This window comes from Streptomyces griseocarneus (assembly GCF_014655595.1).
GTDB classification, from domain to species: Bacteria; Actinomycetota; Actinomycetes; order Streptomycetales; family Streptomycetaceae; genus Streptomyces; species Streptomyces griseocarneus.
In genome coordinates, this window is record NZ_BNBL01000020.1 from 1 (window position 1) to 18785 (window position 18785).

Here is an 18785-nt window from a genome sequence, read left to right on the forward strand (position 1 = left end):
CGAGAGCGGAACAACCAGGCGGAATAGGCCCGGTCGTTCACAGCGTCCTCGCTGTGTGTGCCTACCCAATCCTTAATCGGATCCGGCAGGACTTTTAAAGGAACCTCATCCATCGAGATGGACGGGGTGTCAACATATCTGGCGTTGACTTTTGGCACGCTGTTGAGTTCTCAAGGAACGGACGCTTCCTTTGTACTCACTCAGTGGTATTCACTGGGCTTTCCTCCGGGCGCTTCCCTTCGGTGTTCCACCACTCTATCAGGACTTTTCCGACCCGTTCACCGCCCGTTTCCTCATGCACGAAGGCATGCAGAAAGCACCAGCGGATCCAGGAATTGGATCTCATCCGAATGGAGGCCGCCCTCGCCTTGCCAGCAGTTGACTGCGGGCCTCGGTCGTGGGCAGGGATCTGACAGTACATGCCTCCCTGAGGCGAGGCAAATCGATTACTCAGCGCACACGGCCTCCCGTGCGCACGCTCGTGCGGAATCCTCAGTTCCTATGACTTAGGCTTCCGACCAGTGCGCCGTCCAGGACAGGTAGTGACGGCGCGTGATGATTCTCCACCTCTGGGAGGCTTCCCATGACCACCGTGACGTCCCCGATCGCCGGACGCGCCATCGGACTCGCGGCAGTGCCCGACCCGGTCTTCTCCGGCGCGATGGTGGGACCCGGTACCGCTATCGACCCCGTGCGTGAGCCCCACGCCGCGGTCTCCCCCATCGACGGCGTCATCGTTTCGCTCCACCCCCACGCGTTCGTCGTCGTCGACCCCGAGGGCCACGGCGTGCTGACGCACCTCGGCATCGACACCGTCCAGCTGAACGGTGAGGGCTTCGAGCTGCTCGTCAACAAGGGCGACACCGTCTCGCGCGGCCAGGAGGTCGTGCGCTGGAACCCGGTCGCCGTCGAGGAGGCCGGCAAGTCCCCGGTCTGCCCGATCGTCGCGCTCGAGGCCACGCCCGACGCCCTGGCCGACGTCCGCGAGGACGGCGACCTCAAGGCCGGCGACACCCTCTTCACCTGGCAGTGACGTTTCACCTGCAGTGACCCCAAGCCGTCGACGTCACTGGTGACGACATCACTGACGGCCGGCGGCACGTACGACATCCACGGCGGCGGCACGATCCGCCGCATCCAACCGGAGACGGGTGAAATGGAGACAACGCTGCGAGGCGTCGGCGTGAGCCACGGTGTGGCGATCGGCGAGGTGCGGCACATGGGCACGGCGGTTCTGGAGCCGCCGGCCAAGCAGATTCCGACGGACGAGGCGCCGCGTGAGCAGGGGCGGGCGCGTCAGGCCGTCGAGGCCGTGGCCGCCGATCTGATCGCGCGCGGCAACCTCGCCGGCGGCGAGGCCCAGCACGTGCTCGAGGCCCAGGCCATGATGGCCCAGGACCCCGAGCTGATGGCCGATGTCGAACGGCGCATCACCGTCGGCAGCACCGCCGAGCGCGCGGTGTACGACGCCTTTGCCGCCTATCGCGCGCTGCTCGCCAACGCGGGCGAGTACCTGGCCGGCCGCGTGGCCGACCTGGACGACGTGCGCAACCGCATCGTCGCGCGCCTGCTGGGCGTGCCGATGCCGGGCGTGCCGGACAGCGACGAGCCGTACGTGCTGATCGCGCGGGACCTGGCGCCGGCCGACACCGCGCTGCTCGACCCGACGCTGGTGCTGGGCTTCGTGACCGAGGAGGGCGGGCCGACGAGCCACTCGGCCATCCTGGCGCGTGCGCTCGGGGTGCCGGCGGTCGTGGCGCTGCCGGGTGCCGGGGAGCTTGCCGAGGGCACGGTGGTGGCCGTGGACGGCAGCACGGGTGACATCTTCGTCGACCCGAGCCCGGAGAAGCGCGCCGAGCTGACGAAGGCGGCCGAGGAGCGCAAGGCGGCGCTGGCCGCGTCGTCCGGTCCGGGTGCGACGTCGGACGGGCACAAGGTGCCGCTGCTGGCGAACGTCGGCGGTCCGGCGGACGTTCCGGCGGCGGTCGAGGCGGGTGCGGAGGGCGTGGGCCTGTTCCGTACCGAGTTCCTCTTCCTGGACGACAGCGCGAAGGCGCCGTCGGAGGCCAAGCAGGTCGAGGCGTACCGCAAGGTGCTCGAGGCGTTCCCCGAGGGCCGTGTGGTCGTGCGGGTGCTGGACGCGGGCGCGGACAAGCCGCTGGACTTCCTGACGCCGGCCGACGAGCCGAACCCCGCGCTGGGCGTGCGGGGTCTGCGGACGCTGCTGGACCACCCGGAGGTGCTGCGGACGCAGCTGACGGCGCTGGCCAAGGCGGCCGAGGGGCTGCCGGTCTACCTCGAGGTCATGGCCCCGATGGTGGCGGACCGTACGGACGCCAGGGCCTTCGCCGACGCCTGCCGCGAGGCGGGGCTGCGGGCGAAGTTCGGCGCGATGGTGGAGATTCCCTCCGCCGCGCTGCGTGCCCGTTCGATCCTGCAGGAGGTCGAGTTCCTCTCGCTGGGCACGAACGACCTCGCGCAGTACACCTTCGCCGCCGACCGTCAGGTGGGCGCGGTCTCGCGTCTGCAGGACCCGTGGCAGCCGGCGCTGCTCGACCTGGTCGCCGCGTCGGCCGAGGCCGCCAAGGCCGAGGGCAAGAGCTGCGGCGTGTGCGGTGAGGCCGCGTCGGACCCGCTGCTGGCCTGTGTGCTGACGGGTCTGGGCGTGACGAGCCTGTCCATGGGTGCCGCCTCGATCCCCTACGTCCGTGCCACGCTTGCCAAGCACACGCTCGCCCAGTGCGAGCGTGCCGCCGCTGCCGCGCGTGCCACGGACACGGCCGAGGAGGCCCGTCTGGCCGCGCAGGCCGTGCTGTCCGGCGAGTGATCCGGGCGGTGTGACCGGCCGCGTGAAGTGAGCCGCGTGAAGTGAGGGGTGCCCCCGCCCGAGTGGTGGGGGCACCCCTTCCTCTTTGTGCCTCCCTTACGCGTCCCCCTCCAGGTCGAGCGGGATCCCCGCGCGGTACTCGACGCCGTGCTCGGGCGGCACGGGTTCGCCGGTCTCGGCGTCGGTGCAGTAGGCGTCGAAGACCTCGGCCTCGGTGAGGGGTCGCAGCCCGCCGTCCCTCAAGCCCCAGCCGCGGACCGTGTCGGGCCGGCCGGTGAGGCTGGAGCGCAGGACGATTCCGCCGGGCCGGTCGATGGCGAAGCCGGCGGCGAGCACCGTGCAGAACACCAGGGCCGCGGCCTCGCCCAGGTGGAGGCTGCCGTCGCGGCACTCGGCGTGGAGCACGGCGATCAGCGGCGTCCCCTCCCCGGTGGGGACGCTGCAGACGAGGTGGTGCGCCCCCTCCCCCACGGCCTCGAGGATGAGGCGCAGGGCCCTGGAGGCCCGGGCGAAGGCGGCCCGGCCGATGTCCTCGCCGCACGTGGCGCAGCCGCCGCCGGCGGAGAGCAGGGCGGAGGCGTACTCCCAGGTCGCCTGTTGTTCGGCCTCGTCGATGAGGCGGGGCAGCAGGCGGGCCAGGGACTGGCCTTCGTACGGGACCTTGGTGCCGGCCGCCGCGACGTCGGCGGTGTAGCGCGTGCGGCTGAGGGCGGTGTCGGGGTTCAGGTGGCGGTTGGCGCAGTAGCGCTCGTAGTCGTCGGGGTCGAAGAGGGTGACGCTGGTGTACGTGCCCTGGGCGGTCATGGAGCGCAGCAGTTCCTCCACGTGCCGCAGGTAGGTGGCGTGGTCGTCGAAGAGGAAGGAGGTGTAGCGCCGCATGGCGGCGAAGTCCTTCTCGTCCGCGAGGACGGCCACGGTGCTGGGTGTTTCGCCGCGCAGTGCGCGGCGTGCGTTCTGTCGCTTCCGGCTCCGGCCGTTGTCGGTGTGCGGCATGAGCTCCCCCTTGCCCTCGGCGCGCGTGATCGATGCTCACTCACCGTAACCGAGGGCACTGACAGCGGCCGACGTCCGACCATTTGTGCAGGTCAGCGGGGTTGGCAGGTCAGCGGCGTTCGCGTGCGAGCCGCTCGTAGAAGTCCAGCAGGGCGACGTTGTCGACGGATCCGGGGTTGACCGCCTTTTCCAGGGGCGTGCCCTGGAGGAGGCGCTTGACGGGGACCTCGATGCGCTTGCCGGTGAGGGTGTGGGGGATGCCGGGGACCTCGATGACCTCGTCGGGGACGTGGCGCGGGGAGAGCTGCTCGCGGATGGTGCGCTTGATGCGGTCGAGCAGCGCGTCGTCGAGGGTGGCGCCGGGTGCGAGGTGGACGAAGAGCGGCATCCAGTAGCCGCCGTCGGGCTGTTCGACGCCGATGACGAGGGATTCGCGGATCTCGGGGAGGCGTTCGACGGCCTCGTAGATGTCGGCGGAGCCCATGCGGACGCCCTGGCGGTTGAGGGTGGAGTCGGAGCGGCCGTGGATGACGACGGTGCCGCGTGAGGTGAGGGTGATCCAGTCGCCGTGCCGCCAGACGCCGGGGAACATCTCGAAGTAGCTCTCGCGGTAGCGGCTGCCGTCGGGGTCGTTCCAGAAGCGGACCGGCATCGAGGGCATGGGGTTGGTGACGACGAGCTCGCCGACCTCGTCGGTGACGGGCTTGCCGTGCGCGTCCCAGGCCTGCAGGTCCGTGCCGAGGCAGGGGGCCTGGAGTTCGCCGATGTACACGGGCAGGGTGGGCACGGCGCCCGCGAAGCAGCTGCAGACGTCCGTGCCGCCGCTCACCGACGCGATCCACATGTCCCCCGCCCCCGCTTCGTGGAACGCGTCGTGGATCCAGCGGAAGCCGTCGGGCGGCAGCGGGGAGCCGGTCGTGGCGACGCAGCGGACGGTGGAGAGGTCGAAGTCGCGGGCGGGGTGGACGCCGGCCTTGCGGCAGGCCATGACGTAGGCGGCGGAGGTGCCGAAGAGGGTGGCCCGGGTGCGTTCGGCGACGCGCCACTGGGCGGCGGTGTCGGGGTGGCCGGGGCTGCCGTCGTAGAGGACGACGGTGGAGCCGACCAGGAGGCCGGAGACGAGGAAGTTCCACATCATCCAGCCGGTGGAGGTGTACCAGAAGAAGCGGTCGCCGGGGCCGAGGTCGCAGTGCAGGGCGAGCTGCTTGAGGTGTTCGAGGAGGATGCCGCCCTGGGACTGGACGATGGCCTTGGGCAGGCCGGTGGTGCCGGAGGAGTAGAGCACCCACAGCGGGTGGTCGAAGGGGACCTGCTCGAAGACGGGCTCCACGTCGGCCGCCGTCAGGGCGTCCCATTCCAGGGTGCCCTCGGGGGCCGGGGTGCCGAGCAGCGGGATGTGGACGACCGCGCGCAGGGTGGGCAGTTCGGCGCGCAGCTCGGCGACGACGTCGGCGCGTTCGTGGCGCTTGCCGCCGTAGTGGTAGCCGTCGACGGTGAACAGGACGACGGGTTCGACCTGCTGGAAGCGGTCCAGGACGCTGCGGGCGCCGAAGTCGGGGGCGCAGGAGGTCCACACGGCGCCGACGGCGGCGGTGGCGAGGAGGGCGGCGACGGCCTGCGGGATGTTGGGCAGGTAGCCGCTGACGCGGTCGCCGGGGCGTACGCCGAGGCGGCGCAGTTCGGCGGCGAGCGAGCCGACCTGGCGGCGGAGCTCGCCCCAGGTGACGGGGCGCGGCTCGTGGGTCTCGTCGACGTGGAGCAGGGCTGCCTCGCCGGCCGTGGCGGGGTCCTCGGCGGCGCGCAGGGCGTGCTCGGCGTAGTTGAGGGTGGCGCCGGGGAACCACTGGGCTCCGGGCATGGAGGGGTCGGCGAGCACCCGCTCGTAGGGGGTGGCGAAGCGGACCTCGCACCATTCGGTGACGGCCTGCCAGAAGCGCTCGAGCTCCTCCACCGACCAGCGGTGCAGTGCGCGGTAGCTCGCCCCGGGGTCGCCGGGGACCGGGGCGGGGGCGCCGTGCCGGTCCGCCGCCCAGGCGTGGAAGCGGGTGACCTGCGCGCGGTCGATGCGTTCCGTGCCGGGGGTCCACAGGGGCTCCGGCCGGTCGACGGGCTGCGGTGCGGTGGTCATGGCTGCTCCCGGGCTTCTGCGCGTCGTGGGCGGCGCCGCGCGCACGGCGGGATGTGCGCGTGGCGTGGCTGACCAGGACGATGCCACGTGATCGACTCGGACACCAGGGTTGGCGCCGCAGATCACGTCGGCGGGGGTGGGGCCCTGAGGGGGTGAACGGCAGTTGAACGGTGCGCGCGCCGGTCAGGGGCGGTGGCAGGGTGAGCGGCATGGACGCTGGTGACCTTGTGCGGTCGGAGAAGTGGATGGCCGCGTTGCGGGTGGTGGGGAGCGCTCAGGGGCTGCGGTCCGTGCGGTCGGCGTGGCGCAGGCAGCGCGTGGACGCGGTGGGGCTGCCCCGGCCGGGGGCGGGGCGGGCGCGGGTGCCGGGTGCGGTGGTGGGGGCGGACGCGGAGCCGGGCGGTGGGGTGGTGCGGTTCGCGCGGTCGTCGCTGCGGGTGCGGGTGGCGGCGGGCGGTGCGGTGTTCTGCGGCTGGGACGACGCGGCGCCGGAGCCGTCGTACGCGCTGGACGGGCGCCTTCCGCAGGCGGATGACCGGGCGGTGCTGGAGCCGGACACCGACGGCGGCTGGCGGGTGGTGTCCGAGCGGGTGCTGGTGGTGGTCTCGCGGCACGGCGCGGTGGAGGTGCGCACGCCGGGCGGGGTGCTGCTGCGCCGTGACCTGCCGCCGCGCTGGTGGGAGCCGGCGGCGCGGGAGCCGGGCGGGGCGCGGTGGACGCAGCGGTCGGAGGTGCCGGCGGACGGGCGGTTCTTCGGTCTGGGCGGCCGGGCGGCGGGGCCGCGGCTGCGGGACGGCTCGTACCGGCTGTGGAACACCGACCCGGGGGCCTTCGAGCCTGGGGAGGATCCGCTGTACATCACGATGCCGGTGCAGCTGGTGGTGGCGGACGCGGGGACGCACCTGGCGTTCCACGACAACACGTGGGACGGCCGCGTGACGCTGTGGGAGGGCGAGGAGGGCGCGGGGTCGGGGCACGACCGGCCGGGGCGCTGCGAGATCCGGATGGACGGGGGGCCGCTGCGCTACTGGGTGCTGGTGGGCACGCCGGCGCGGGTGCTGCACGGGTGGGCGGCGCTGACGGGCGCGGCGGCGCTGCCGCCGTCGTGGGCGCTGGGTTACCAGCACGCCCGCTGGGGCTTCGGCAGCGAGCGGGAGGTGCGGCGGGTGGTGACGGGCTATCTGGAGCGTGGGCTTCCGCTGTCGGCGCTGCACCTGGACATCGATCACTACCGGGGGCACCGGGTGTTCACGGTGGACCGGGAGCGGTTTCCCGATCTGCCGGGGCTGGCGGCCGGCCTGCGGGAGGAGGGGGTGCGGCTGGTGTCGATCGTGGATCCGGCGGTGAAGGCGGAGCCGGGGCTGGCGGTGTACGACGAGGGGGTGGCCGAGGACGCGTTCGTGAAGGACGCGCGGGGACGCCTGGTGCGCGGCGAGGTCTGGCCGGGCGAGGCGGTGTTCCCCGACTTCACCGATCCCGGCGTGCGCCGCTGGTGGGGCGGGCTGTACGCGGAGCGGCTGGCGCAGGGCTTCGCCGGGTTCTGGCACGACATGAACGAGCCGGTGTCCTTCGCCGCGTTCGGCGACCCCACGCTGCCGCGTTCCTCCCGGCACGCGCTGGAGGGGCGCGGCGGGGACCATCGCGAGGCGCACAACGTGTACGGGCTGACGATGGCGCGGGCCGGCTACGAGGGACTGTGCGCGCTGCGGCCGCAGGAGCGGCCCTTCCTCTTCTCGCGCTCGGGGTGGGCGGGCATGCAGCGCTACGGCGGCACGTGGTCGGGCGACGTGGCGACGGGGTGGCCGGGGCTGCGGGCCTCGCTGGCGCTGGTGCTGGGGCTGGGGCTGTGCGGGGTGCCGTATTCGGGGCCGGACATCGGGGGGTTCACCGGGTTCCCCTCCCCCGAGCTGTTCCTGCGGTGGTTCCAGCTGGGGGCGTACCTGCCGTTGTTCCGTACGCACGCGGCGATGACGGCGGGGCGGCGGGAGCCGTGGGAGTTCGGCGCCGAGGTGCTCGAGCACGCGGGCGCGGCGCTGCGGGAGCGGACGCGGCTGCTGCCGTACTTCGTGACGCTGGCCCATCTCGCGCAGCGCACGGGGGCGCCGTACGTGCGGCCGGTGTGGTGGCGGTCGCCGGAGGACCGGGCGCTGCGGGACTGCGAGGACGAGTTCCTGCTGGGGGACGCGCTGCTGGTGGCGCCGGTGCTGGAGGCGGGGGCGGACCAGCGGGCGGTGCGGCTGCCGCGCGGGCGGTGGTACGACACGGCGACGGGCCGGGCGTACGAGGGGCCGGGGCAGGTGCTGCTGGACGCGCCGCCGTCGCGCATCCCGGTGCTGGCGCGGGCGGGGTCGGTGGTGCCGGTGGCGGGTGCGGACGGGGAGGTGGAGCTGGAGGTGTGGGCGCCGGCTCCGGGGCGTACGGGCGGTGGGGTGCTGATCACGGACGCGGGGGCGGGGTGGGAGCGGCCGGAGGTGGTGCGCTTCACCACGCGGGCGCGGGGCGGGGTGGTGACGGTGGAGCAGGAGGGTGTGCCGGAGGTGGCGTACCGGGTGCGGATGCGCACCTGAGGGGGACGGGGGTGTTCGTCCTCTTCCGCGGTGGGCGGTGCGGCTGGTAAGTGGAGGGTCATGCCGAGTCTTTCCGCCGTATGGCGTGTCATGACCCTGTCGCTGGCGGCGCTGGTCGCCACCGTGACGCCCGCTCCCGCCGCCGGCGCGGCGGAGCGGGACTCCGGGCCGCCGCCGGGCTTCGTGGCGCTCGCGGACGTGGACCCCACCATCGTCCAGGAGATGCGCTACGCCACCGTCCACAACTTCACCGGCCACCGCGTCGAGGGCTATCTGCGCCCCCGCTGCCTGCTCACGCGCCCGGCCGCCGAGGCGCTGCACCGGGCGCAGCAGGTGCTGCTGCGCGAGGGCCACACCCTCAAGGTCTACGACTGCTACCGCCCGCAGCGCGCGGTGAACGACTTCGTGGCGTGGGCGAAGGACCTGGACGACGTGCGGATGAAGAGGGAGTTCTATCCGCGCGTGGAGAAGTCACGGCTGTTCGAGGACGGCTACATCGCGGCGAAGTCGGGGCACAGCCGGGGCAGCACGCTGGACCTGACGATCGTGCGGCTGCCGGCCCTGCCCACGCGGCCGTACGTGCCCGGCGAGCCGCTCGTGCCGTGCTTCGCGCCGAAGGCGCTGCGCTTCCCGGACAACTCCCTCGACATGGGCACCGGTTTCGACTGCTTCGACACCCTCTCCCACACCCTCGACCCGCGCGTGACGGGCCGGCAGCGGGCGCACCGGATGCTGCTGAAGACCACCATGGAGAACGCCGGGTTCGTCAATCTCGCGGAGGAGTGGTGGCACTACACCCTGCGCGGGGAGCCGTACCCCGGCACGTACTTCGACTTCCCCGTCCGCTGAGCCGGCTCACACCGTGGCGGGGCTGCGGGACGCCCCGCCGGCCAGCGCGTGCTCGACGACCGAGACGAGGACCTCCTTCACCGACTCGCGCTCGCGGGCGTCGCACATCACGACGGGCACCCCCGGGTCGAGGTCGAGCGCGTCGCGCACGGCCTCCTCGGGGTGGCGCTCGGCGCCGTCGAAGCAGTTGACGGCGAGGGTGAAGGCGATGCCGCGGCGCTCGAAGTAGTCGACCGCGGCGAAGCAGTCCTCCAGCCGCCGGGTGTCGGCGAGGACGACGGCGCCCAGCGCGCCCTGCGCCAGCTCGTCCCACAGGAACCAGAAGCGGTTCTGGCCGGGCGTGCCGAAGAGGTAGAGGACCAGGTCGTCGCGGAGGGTGATGCGGCCGAAGTCCATGGCGACGGTGGTGGTGCGCTTGGCCTCGACGCCGGAGGTGTCGTCGACCGGGCGGCTCGCCTCGGTGAGCAGCTCCTCGGTGCGCAGCGGCTTGATCTCGCTGATGGCGCCGACCAGGGTGGTCTTGCCCACGCCGAAGCCGCCGGCGACCAGGAGCTTGAGGGCCAAGGGAGTGACCGCGTTCTGTTTGCGGCGGTCAGTGCGCCCGAACACCATGGGTTCTTCCTCCGATTCAGGGTCAGTGCGTCATCGCGCTCCCCCGCGGTAGTGATCGTTCCGTAAGGGCGGCCGCTGGACAACCCCCGGCCGGCCCCGAGGCCGGCCGGGTCGGTCACAGCGCGCGCAGGCCCTCGATGACCTCGCGCAGGATGCCCTCGTCGGGCAGTTCGGCCGGCGGCACGGGGCGCGAGACGCGCACGTACCCGCCGTCGATGAGGTCTCCCACCAGCACGCGCACCACGCCGACCGGGAGGTCGAGCCCGGTGGCGAGTTCGGCGACGGACTGGGGGGCGTGCCGGACGAGGCCGGCGATGTCGAGGTGTTCCGGCGACAGGGTCCGGTCGGCGGCCGCGTGCACGTCGTCGGGGTGGTCGGTGAGGAAGTCCTCGGCCACGACGAGCGCGATGAGATCGAGCCGGTCCTCCCCGGGGCCGCGGGTGCGGCCCCGGGTCATGGTGTACGGGCGGACCACCGGGCCCGCCGCGTCGTCGTACCAATGGTCTCCGGTCATGCCGCCCGTCACTCGCCGGCGGCGCCGGCCCGCGGAGCGGTGGCCAGGTGCGCGCCCACGCGCTTGACGAGCAGCGTCATCTCGTAGGCGACCAGCCCGATGTCGGAGTCGGCGTCGGCGAGGACGGCCAGACAGCTGCCGTCGCCGGCGGCGGTGACGAACAGGAAGGCCTGGTCCAGTTCGACGACGGTCTGGCGGACCTGGCCGGCGTCGAAGTGCCGGCCCACGCCCTTGGCGAGGCTGTGGAAGCCGGAGGCGACGGCGGCCAGGTGCTCGCCGTCCTCGCGGCTGAGGTCCTTCGACGTGCCGGTGGCCAGGCCGTCGCCGGACAGGACGAGGGCCTTGCGGATGCTGCCGACCCGCTCGACGAGGTCGTCGAGGAGCCAGTTGAGGTCTCCCGTGGCGGTGGCCGGCCGGTCCGGGCCCGTGGTTGACGAAGCGTTGCGTATCGCGGCCTTCGGTGCGGTCATCGACCGTCCCCCTCAGTTGTCGTTCCTGGTGCTGGTGTGCTCGGCGGGTTCGTGGCCCCATTGTCCTCCCGGCCCCGCTGCCAACCGCGCTGCAGGGCCGTCATCCTGGCCCGTACCTCGTCGGCGTCGCGGTCGGCGTCCGGGCCCGCCGGGTCGGGCACGGGCCGGGACCGGGCGGTGGGTTCCTTGAGCTGGGGAGCGAGGCTGGCCTGGCGCACGCGGCGGGGCAGGCCGCCGGACGGGGTGTGCTCCCGCGCCTCGCCGCCCGGCTGCCCCTGGCGCCTGCGGCGCGGCAGCGGGGCGGGGCCCTCATCCGCCTGCTGGTGCTCGCCGCCGGCCGGGGGCTCCTGGGCCAGGCGGCGCAGGATGCCGCCGACCGTGCCGCCGCCGGAGCCGTCCGTGCCGTCGCCCGGCCCGGCCTCGAACGGCGAGGGCGTGGGCTCGACGTCGAAGAGCGCGCCGAAGGCCTGCAGTCCGTCGGCCGGGCCGGGCTCCTCCCGGTACGGGATGGCGGGCACCCCGCGCTCGGTGCCCGGCCGCGGCAGCGGGACGGGGCGCGAGCCGGTGTCCTCGTCCGGGTGCCCCGTGCCGCGCGCGGGCCCTGCCTGGGTGAGCAGCGCGGCGGGGAGGAACACCACGGCCGTGGTGCCGCCGTACGGGGAGGTCTGCAGCGAGACGCGCACGCCCTGGCGCTGGGCTAGCCGGCTGACCACGAAGAGGCCGAGGCGGTCGGTGTCGGACAGCTCGAACTCGGGCGTCTCGGCGAGGCGGAGGTTGGCCTCGAGGAGTGCGTCGGGGCTCATGCCCAGGCCGCGGTCGTGGATCTCGAGGGTGAAGCCGTTGGCGACGCGCTCGCCGTGGACCTGGACGGCGGTGTGCGGCGGGGAGAAGACGGTGGCGTTCTCCAGGAGCTCGGCGAGGAGGTGGGTGAGGTCGGCGACGGCCGGGCCGCTCAGGGCCAGCCGGGGCAGGCGGCGCACCTCGATGCGTTCGTAGGCCTCGACCTCGCCGACGGCGGCGCGGACGACGTCCATGAGCCGCACGGGCTTGCGCCACTGCCGGGAGGGGGTGGCTCCGGAGAGGATGACCAGGCCCTCGGCGTGGCGACGCATGCGGGTGGTGAGGTGGTCGAGGCGGAAGAGGTCGGCGAGGTGGTCGGTGTCCTCGGTGCGGCGCTCCATCGCGTCCAGCAGGGTCAGCTGACGGTGCAGCAGGACCTGGCTGCGGCGGGCGAGGTTGACGAAGACGGCGGAGACGCCGCGGCGCATGTCGGCCTGCTTGACGGCGGCTTCCACGGCGGCCCGCTGGAGGGTGTTGAGGGCCTGGCCGACCTGGCCGAGCTCATCGGGGCCGTAGGCGAGGCGGGGGGCCTCGGTCTCGACGTCGACCCGCTCGCCGGCGGCGAGGCGGCGCATCACGGCGGGCAGCCGGACGCCGGAGACCTCGTGGGCCTCCTTGCGCAGCCGCCGCAGGTCCCGCACCAGGCCCCGGCCCACCCGCAGGGAGATGACGAGCGAGCAGACGAGGGCGGCGAGGCCGAGCACGCCGGCGACCGCGGCCTTGGTCAGGACGCCGATGGCGACGGGCTCCACGCGGTCGCCGAACCGGTCGCTGGCCTCGGTGCCCATCCGGCCGAGGTCCTCGAGGACGGGGGTGGCGGCGGCCTGCCAGCGCTGGGCGTCGATGACGTGGACCGCGCGGGAGGCGCCGGCGAGGACCACGGCGTCCTCGGCCGCGCGCAGGGCCTGGGCGTTGCCGCCGCGCCAGTAGTCGTCGTACGTCTTCTGGTCGTTGACGGGCAGCAGCACCAGGTTGGTGCTGTAGAGGATGCGGCGCTCGGCGATCCGGTCGGAGACGGCGCGCAGGTCCTGGCGGCTCATGCTGCCGGCGGCGAGGGCGGAGGCGAGCAGGGCGTCCTCGCGGGAGACGGCCTCGCGGGCGCGGGTGAGGCCGACCAGGGCGCGGCCCTGCTTGTCCATGTCGGCGTCCTGCAGGGCGCTGAGGCTGCCGAGGAAGTCGTAGTAGGGCTCGATGAGCTCGTTGTAGGCCTGGAAGGCGCTGTAGCGGGTGATGGTGTCGTCCTCGACCCGGCGGCGCAGGCCCTCGATGCTGTCGAGGCTCTTCTCGATGGCGCGGAAACGCTTCGCCGAGTCGTCGCTCATGTCGTCGCGCACGCCGCCCTCGACGCCGGAGCGGAAGGCGGCGACCGTCCGGTCGGTGCCGCGCTGCAGGGCGCGCAGCTCGGCCAGGGCGTCGGCGCGGCGGGGGTCGGCGAGGTGGACGAGGGTCTGGCGGCGCTCCTTCTGCAGGGCCCGGACCATGTCCTCGGCGGGATAGCCGACCTTGCGCATCACGTCGGCGACGGAGAGCAGCTGGACGGCCTCGGTGCCCGTGATGACCGTGGCGAAGACCCACAGCCCGGTGAGCGACACCAGGGGCACCAGCAACAGCGCCACGATCTTCCGGCGGATCGACTTCGCGCGAAAGCGCATGGCCTCCCCTACGTCAACCCCGGCGCACGGGGGTGGTGTTCCGACAGTAATGCGGCGTGAGCCTACTACTGCGGGGTACGGGACTCGAAGGCCAGTGCGGCGGACGGACGGCGGTCTGGCCGGAATTCCCCTGCACGCCGGAATTCGTCCCGGCACGGGAACCTCCGGGCGCCGTCGTTCGCTCATAGTTTCCGGGTGCTTTTGGGGAGCATCCGGGTGGGGCAGCCACTGGGGGAGGTGAGCCGCCGATGGACCACGATCACCGCACGCGCGACGTCCCGTCGTACGGTGCCCGCCGGCCGCTGTGGGTCGAGGAGCCGGCCCGCAGACCGCGGATGCCCGATCCCGTCCGCACCTCGGCCGTGCGCGCGGGAATCATCATCGCGGTGACGCTGGTGGTGACCATAGTGACCATATTGTTCGCACTCGCCGGCTCCTGGTACGCGTTCCCGGCCGTGCTGTGCGCGGTGGCCAGCACGGTGGCGGCGACGTGGGGCGTCCTCGACGTGTGGGTGACGCGCCAGGTGTGGCTCCAGCGGCACGGCGTGGTGTCCGTGCCGAGCAGCACGGCGCGCCCCGTGCGCGGAGGCACGCGGAGCCCGCGCTTCCCCTGACGGATCGTCCGCCCGGGACGGCACGGGCCCCGCGGCCCCGCTAGCGTCCGGCCGCCGCCTCCTCCACGGGGCGGCGGAACATCCGCGTGGCCGTGATCTCGCCGTGCACCTTCTCCGCCTCCGGGTCCTGCGGCTGCGGAAGGCCCGGCCGCAGGTGCTCCTCGACGCTGATGTACTTCAGGCCCGCCCGCAGGTCCGCGTCATTGCGCAGCCGGATGACCAGCGGGAACTCCGCAAGGGCCGTGGTGTCGAAGAGGCCGGTGGTGTAGAGCAGCTGGACGCCCAGCGCGTCGGCGACGGCCCGCTGGAGCTCCAGCAGGTACGTGGCGTTGGCCCGGCCGATGGGGTTGTCCAGGAACAGCGTGCCCGCGTGCCGCTGCTTGTCGCGGCCCCGGTCGTTGCTGCGCAGCGCCGCCATGGTGCAGTACAGCGCGATGGCCGCGGTCAGCAGCTGGCCGCCGGAGAAGACGTCGCCCATCTGCCGGACCGGGACCCGCTCGGCGCGCAGCACCGCGTCCGGCTTGAGGATCTCCACGGCCACGCCGCGCGGCAGCAGCGCCGCCTGAACGCCGCGCAGCAGCAGGGACATGCCGTCACGGCGCAGGTCGGAGTTCTTCTTCACCGCCGAGCGGGTGGCCTCGTCGATGACCTCGCCCAGTCGCTCGGTGAGCGTGGACTGGTCGGGGTCCTCGAAGCGGATGCGCAGGAACTCCTGGCCCGACCACTCCCCCAGGCCCTCCGGCAGCCGGGACAGGCGCTGCGCCGAACGCAGCGTGGTCAGCGAGGACTCCACCAGGCCGCGCAGCCGGTCGACGATGCTGTCGCGGTTGCGCTCGAGCTGCTCCAGCTCGTCGGTCAGCACGCGCAGCCGGGGCGCGAAGGCCTCCGCCCAGGCGGCGGCGTGCTCGGGCAGGGCCGCGGCGGGCAGTTCGCGGATCTGCTGGCGGGCCGGGGTGCGCACCTGCTCGTAGCGGGTGGAGTTGGCGTGGCGGACGAGCACGTCGCCGGCCTCGCGGACCGACGCCTCGGCGGCCGACAGGTCGCCGGCGCAGCCGCGCAGGGAGCGCCGGGCCTCGGCCGCCGCCTGCCGGGCCTCCTCGAGGGATCCGGAGTACGGCTCGGGCGGCTCGGCGCCCTCCTCCGGGGAGTTGTCCCGCAGCAGGTCGCGCAGCAGGGCCGCCGTGTCGTCGAAGCCGCCGGCCGCGTCCTCCGCCGAGCGGTGGGCGCGCAGCAGGTCGGCGTGGACCGTGCGGGCCGTCTCCAGGGCGTCGGTGCGGGCCGCGAGCTCGGCGGTGGCGGTGCGCAGCAGCTCCCTGGCCCGCTCGGCGTCGGCGGGCACGAGCTCCTCGGGGAGCTCGGTGTGGGCGTCGCCGTCGGCGGGGGCCAGCCGCTCGGCCTCGCCGCGCAGCCGGCCCAGCTGCTCGCTGGCGGTGGACGCGCGGGTCTCCAGCATCTGCACGAGCGACTCGGCGCGGGCCGCAGCGGCCTGGCGGGACGGCCCGTCGGCGCCGTCGGTGCCCTCCAGGAGCTGGGCGGCGCGGGTGCGCACCTTGTTGGTGAGGCGGTCGAGCTCGGCGCGGGCGGCGCTCTCGTCGCTCTCGGCGCGGGCCTGCTCGGCGCGCAGGTCGGCGCCGACGCCGACCTTCTCGTACAGCTGGGAGGCGGCGCGGTAGGCCTCGCGCAGGGCGGGCAGGGAGACGGCGGGCGGTTCGGTGCCCTCGGACACCTCGTCGGGAGCGCCCGCGATCTCCGCGCGCTCGGCGCGCAGGGCGCGGGCCGTACGGCGCGCGTCGTCACCGGCGCGCTGGGCGGCGCGGCGGTCCTCGTCCGCGGCACGGGCACGGTCCACACACGCCTCGGCGCGCTCCTCCGCCTCGGCGGCCTCCTCGGCGAGCTCGCGCAGCCGGCTCTGCCAGTTGGCGCGCTCGCGCAGCCGGTAGGCGAGGCCGGCGAGCGCGTCGGCGACCCGGCGGGCGCGCTGGGCGGTCTCCTGCCGCTCGTCGCGCACCCGGGCCGCCTCGGCGGCGGTCTCCTCCTCCTCGGCGCGGGCGGTACGGGCCTCGGCGAGCGCCTCCCGCGCGACGTCGGCGGCCGTACGGGCCCGCAGGGCCGCGGCCGCCAGCTCGGCGAGGCGGCCGGCCGGGCAGCCGGCCCGCCAGGATGCGAGCCGGGCGGCGAGCGTACGGTCGCCGGCCAGCCGGGCCGCCACCGCGCGGATCTCCTCGTCGCGGGCCATGGCCCGCTCGCGCAGGGCGTGCCGCTCCTCGTCGGCGGCGCGCTCGTCGTGCATGGCGGGGTTCGGCGGCACCAGGAAGACGCCCGTCTCCCCCGCGTCCCGGGCCGGGGCGGGGGCGAGCAGCGCGGCAGCGGTGCCGACGGCCACGGCGGAGCGCGGCAGCAGGGACGCGGCGCCCAGCGCCTCACGGGCGCGGGCGTGGGAGTCGGCGTCGGTGATGACGACGCCGTCGACGAGCTCGGGGCGGGCGGCCAGGACGGCGGCGTGCCGGGCCGGGTCGACGGACTGGGCGAGGTAGCGCCAGCCGGGCAGGGCGGGGATGCCGTGCTCGCCGAGGAACTCGACGGCGGCCAGCACGTCGGCGCTGGGCGGCAGCAGGCCGCCGTCGCCCAGCGCACCCAGGATGCGGGAGTCGTCGGCGGCCGCGGTCCGCAGCTCGAACAGCTGCCGCTCGGCGGCGGCGACGTTGTCGTCGAGCAGCTCCCGCAGCGCGTCGGCGTTGCGGTCCAGCTCCTCGGCGGTCAGGGACCCGGCCCCCGCCGGCGCGTCCGCGTCGTCACCGGCGCGCTGGCCCGGCACCCGGCCGGAGGCCACCGGCTGGGGCAGGCCCAGCAGCTCGACCAGGCGCCGGTCGGCGCCGATCGACTCGGCGGCGCGGCGCTCGGCGTCGTACGCGGTCTCCGCTGCCGTCGCGGCGTCGGCGGCACGGGCCGCGGACAGCTCGGCGCGGCTCTCGGCGGCCGAGGCCTCCTTGGCGCGGTCGGCGGCCTGCCGGGCGGCCTCGCGGGCGCTCTCGTACGCGGCGACGGCGGGCTTCTCGGCATCGCTGGCGGCGAGCGCGGCGCGGGCCGGGTCGGCGTCGGGCGCGGTGTCGTCCAGCCAGCCGGCCCGGACCGCCTCGGCGGTCTCCTGCTCGACCTCCGTCAGACGCTGGCGGAGGTGGCCCGCCTCGCTGCGGGCGCGCTGGGCCTCGGTGGCGGCGGCGGTGGCGTCGCGGTGGGCGGCCTCGCTCGTCTCCTGGAGCGTCGCCGAGCGCTCCTCCTGCTCGTTGGCGAGCTGCTCGCCCTTCTCGGCGGCAGCGTTGAGGGCGCGTACGAGCTCGGCGGCCGCCTGGGCGCGGGCGGCCAGCGCCGGGGCCGCGTCCCGTTCGGCCTCGTGGATGGCGGCGGCCACGCGCGCGGAGCGGTCGGCGGCGGCGCGGTGGCGCAGCACGGTCTCGGCGGCCTGCCACGCGGAGTGCAGGGTGCGGGCGTCGTTGAGCTCGCGGCGCTGGGCGGCGGCGGCCTTCTCGGCGGCGGCGAGCGCCAGGGAGGCGTGCCGGTAGGCGATCTCGGCGGCCACCAGAGAAGTGCGGCCGCGCTCGGCCTCGGCGTCGGTGACGGCGTGCGCGGCGGCGGCGACCTGCCCGGCCAGCTCGACGGCGCGGCCGCGCTCCTCGGCGCCGCGCGCGGAGAGCCGGCGGGCCAGGACGCGGGTGCGGCGCTCGGCACCGGCGTGCACCCCGCGCGCCTGCTCGCGCCGCTCCGCGGCCTCGGCGATGCGCGAGAGCAGCTCGAGGGAGCCGGCGGTGAAGTCCCGCTCGGCGGTCAGCTCGGCCCGGCGGCCCAGCTTGTGGGCGAAGCCGTGCACGAGGTCGGCGAGGCCGTCGGTGTCGCGGGTGTCGGTGACCGCGCGCAGCAGCAGGTCGGTGAAGTCGGAGTCGTTCTTGACGGCGAAGAGGCCGGCGGCCTCGCCCTCGTCGGCGTTCATCTCGCGCTGGTAGCGGAAGAGCTCGGGGTCCAGGCCGAGCTCGCCGAGGTGCTCGTTCCAGCGCTCGTGGATCTCCTCCCAGACCACGTCCAGGTTGGGGTAGGCCTTGCCGGCCTCGGTGAGGGCGTCGCGGAAGCCCTTCATGGTGCGGCGGCGGCCGCGCGCGCCGGAGGAGCCGTCCGCCCTGGGGCGCATCGCGCTGGACTCGGCGACCGGCAGCGAGTCGAGGCTGAGCCCGGGGCCGGGGCGGAAGGAGTACCACGCCTCGGCGAACTTGCGCGGGTCGTTGGAGACCTGGCGGCCGCGCCACTCGCTGACCTTGCCCACGACCACGGACTCGCCGGTCAGGACGTGCTGCCACTCCAGGGCGACGTGCCCGCAGTCGTCGGCGAGGAGGAACTTGCGCAGCACTCCGGAGCTGGCGCCGCCCAGGGTGTTGCGGTGGCCGGGCAGCATCACCGAGAAGATCAGCTTGAGCAGCACGGACTTGCCGCCGCCGTTCTCCAGGAAGAGCACGCCCGCGGGCGCGGGGCGGCGCGGCGGGCCGACGGGCTCGTCCTCGAAGAACTCCGCCTGCGTGGGCGCGGGGGAGGGCACGGGCGCGCCCACTCCGCGCAGGTCCAGCACGGTGTCGGCGTAGCGCGCACCGGCCGGCCCGATGGAGTAGAGGCGGACCCGGGACAGCTCGTACATGGCGGCGGACTCTCGTGTAGCGGTGGGTCGGGCGGAGGGGT

Annotated in this window: 12 protein-coding genes; 5 read left to right on the forward strand and 7 right to left on the reverse strand. The window is 74.4% G+C overall.

The features are described from left to right. Positions 1-583 precede the first annotated feature (583 nt). Positions 584-1033 (forward strand): PTS sugar transporter subunit IIA, encoded by a 450-nt coding sequence (locus IE295_RS31760; RefSeq protein WP_190067263.1) that lies wholly within the window; start codon positions 584-586, stop codon positions 1031-1033. A 123-nt stretch (positions 1034-1156) separates the two neighbouring features. Continuing rightward, the gene (gene ptsP / locus IE295_RS31765) at positions 1157-2827 is read left to right on the forward strand and encodes a phosphoenolpyruvate--protein phosphotransferase (RefSeq protein WP_190067340.1); all 1671 of its coding nucleotides are present in this window, start codon (positions 1157-1159) and stop codon (positions 2825-2827) included. Positions 2828-2923: 96 nt separating this feature from the next. Here the strand turns inward: ptsP and IE295_RS31770 are convergent, their stop codons facing one another. Together IE295_RS31770 and IE295_RS31775 are read right to left on the reverse strand one after the other, a co-directional pair. Then, a complete protein-coding gene (locus IE295_RS31770; protein ID WP_190067264.1) occupies positions 2924-3820 on the reverse strand; it encodes a DUF8829 domain-containing protein in 897 nt (298 codons plus the stop codon). A gap of 109 nt (positions 3821-3929) precedes the next feature. Beyond that, positions 3930-5948, reverse strand: coding sequence for an acetoacetate--CoA ligase (locus tag IE295_RS31775; protein WP_190067265.1), 2019 nt, complete (start codon positions 5946-5948; stop codon positions 3930-3932). 209 nt (positions 5949-6157) lie between these two features. On the opposite strand from IE295_RS31775, the gene IE295_RS31780 reads away from it, so the two are divergent. After that, complete coding sequence (locus IE295_RS31780) at positions 6158-8515, forward strand: glycoside hydrolase family 31 protein (protein WP_190067266.1); 2358 nt, start codon at positions 6158-6160, stop codon at positions 8513-8515. A gap of 60 nt (positions 8516-8575) precedes the next feature. Next, positions 8576-9364, forward strand: a complete 789-nt coding sequence (locus IE295_RS31785; RefSeq protein ID WP_190067267.1) for a M15 family metallopeptidase — start codon at positions 8576-8578, stop codon at positions 9362-9364. Between the two features lie 6 nt (positions 9365-9370). Here IE295_RS31785 and IE295_RS31790 read toward each other — a convergent pair whose 3' ends face one another. From IE295_RS31790 to IE295_RS31805, 4 genes are all read right to left on the reverse strand, one after another. Then, positions 9371-9976: a GTP-binding protein gene (locus tag IE295_RS31790; protein WP_190067268.1), complete on the reverse strand. Its 606-nt coding sequence runs from the start codon at positions 9974-9976 to the stop codon at positions 9371-9373. A gap of 115 nt (positions 9977-10091) precedes the next feature. Beyond that, a complete protein-coding gene (locus tag IE295_RS31795) occupies positions 10092-10490 on the reverse strand; it encodes a DUF742 domain-containing protein (RefSeq protein ID WP_190067269.1) in 399 nt (132 codons plus the stop codon). A gap of 8 nt (positions 10491-10498) precedes the next feature. Beyond that, on the reverse strand, positions 10499-10960 hold the full coding sequence (locus IE295_RS31800; RefSeq protein WP_190067270.1) for a roadblock/LC7 domain-containing protein: 462 nt from the start codon (positions 10958-10960) through the stop codon (positions 10499-10501). Continuing rightward, positions 10957-13452: a sensor histidine kinase gene (locus tag IE295_RS31805; protein WP_190067271.1), complete on the reverse strand. Its 2496-nt coding sequence runs from the start codon at positions 13450-13452 to the stop codon at positions 10957-10959. The genes IE295_RS31800 and IE295_RS31805 overlap by 4 nt, the downstream gene beginning before the upstream one ends. 248 nt (positions 13453-13700) lie before the next feature. Here IE295_RS31805 and IE295_RS31810 point away from each other — a divergent pair, with 248 nt between their 5' ends. Continuing rightward, positions 13701-14066 (forward strand): hypothetical protein, encoded by a 366-nt coding sequence (locus IE295_RS31810; RefSeq protein WP_190067272.1) that lies wholly within the window; start codon positions 13701-13703, stop codon positions 14064-14066. A 40-nt stretch (positions 14067-14106) separates the two neighbouring features. On the opposite strand, the gene IE295_RS31815 is transcribed toward IE295_RS31810, so the two are convergent. Then, on the reverse strand, positions 14107-18744 hold the full coding sequence (locus IE295_RS31815) for a hypothetical protein (protein ID WP_190067273.1): 4638 nt from the start codon (positions 18742-18744) through the stop codon (positions 14107-14109). Positions 18745-18785: the final 41 nt, after the last annotated feature.

Bases quoted from the DNA above. Each gene is read 5' to 3' on its own strand.
- IE295_RS31760 (WP_190067263.1), top strand. From the start codon at position 584: ATGACCACCGTGACGTCCCCGATCGCCGGACGCGCCATCGGACTCGCG.
- ptsP (WP_190067340.1), top strand. From the start codon at position 1,157: ATGGAGACAACGCTGCGAGGCGTCGGCGTGAGCCACGGTGTGGCGATC.
- IE295_RS31770 (WP_190067264.1), bottom strand. From the start codon at position 3,820: ATGCCGCACACCGACAACGGCCGGAGCCGGAAGCGACAGAACGCACGC.
- IE295_RS31775 (WP_190067265.1), bottom strand. From the start codon at position 5,948: ATGACCACCGCACCGCAGCCCGTCGACCGGCCGGAGCCCCTGTGGACC.
- IE295_RS31780 (WP_190067266.1), top strand. From the start codon at position 6,158: ATGGACGCTGGTGACCTTGTGCGGTCGGAGAAGTGGATGGCCGCGTTG.
- IE295_RS31785 (WP_190067267.1), top strand. From the start codon at position 8,576: ATGCCGAGTCTTTCCGCCGTATGGCGTGTCATGACCCTGTCGCTGGCG.
- IE295_RS31790 (WP_190067268.1), bottom strand. From the start codon at position 9,976: ATGGTGTTCGGGCGCACTGACCGCCGCAAACAGAACGCGGTCACTCCC.
- IE295_RS31795 (WP_190067269.1), bottom strand. From the start codon at position 10,490: ATGACCGGAGACCATTGGTACGACGACGCGGCGGGCCCGGTGGTCCGC.
- IE295_RS31800 (WP_190067270.1), bottom strand. From the start codon at position 10,960: ATGACCGCACCGAAGGCCGCGATACGCAACGCTTCGTCAACCACGGGC.
- IE295_RS31805 (WP_190067271.1), bottom strand. From the start codon at position 13,452: ATGCGCTTTCGCGCGAAGTCGATCCGCCGGAAGATCGTGGCGCTGTTG.
- IE295_RS31810 (WP_190067272.1), top strand. From the start codon at position 13,701: ATGGACCACGATCACCGCACGCGCGACGTCCCGTCGTACGGTGCCCGC.
- IE295_RS31815 (WP_190067273.1), bottom strand. From the start codon at position 18,744: ATGTACGAGCTGTCCCGGGTCCGCCTCTACTCCATCGGGCCGGCCGGT.